This window comes from Bradyrhizobium sp. TM239 (assembly GCF_036247985.1).
Taxonomy (GTDB): Bacteria; Pseudomonadota; Alphaproteobacteria; order Rhizobiales; family Xanthobacteraceae; genus Bradyrhizobium; species Bradyrhizobium ottawaense.
On record NZ_BTIR01000065.1, the window covers coordinates 1 to 414 of the forward strand.

Annotated in this window: 1 protein-coding gene; it reads right to left on the bottom strand. The window is 71.7% G+C overall.

The window, feature by feature from the left end; genetic code table 11:
* Positions 1-414, bottom strand: a 414-nt coding sequence (locus AABA84_RS34925) for a DUF1501 domain-containing protein (protein WP_445083437.1), incomplete at both ends; no start/stop codon positions are given.

The window sequence follows — 414 nt, forward strand, 5'->3', positions numbered from 1 at the left end:
GCAGCGCCACCGGCGCCCAGCCGACGGTCGGCGCGCTTCCGCGCAGCACCAGCGGCGTGGTGGGCCCGACCGCAAGAGCGCTCGATACGCGCTCGCCGCGCGGCAGCGCTTCCAGCGCGCGATTGAGCCAACCGGACTGCACGCGGCCAGGCCCGGCATAACCGCTCTCCAGCACGTCCTGGCCGTCGAAATGCGAGCGGTCGCGATAGGGCGTCGCCACCGCATGGATCACCGCGGCGTGCTTGTCGCGATACATCCGCGCGAATTCCGGCATCGCCGGATGCAGCGCGAAGAAGGAATCGAGCATGATCGCAGGATGCGCGCCGTCCGCGGCGAGCGCGATCGAGCCGTGCAGGCCGGCATAGTCAGGATCGCCGATCGGGGCGACGGTCGAGAGGCCGTCGAGCGCGCCGC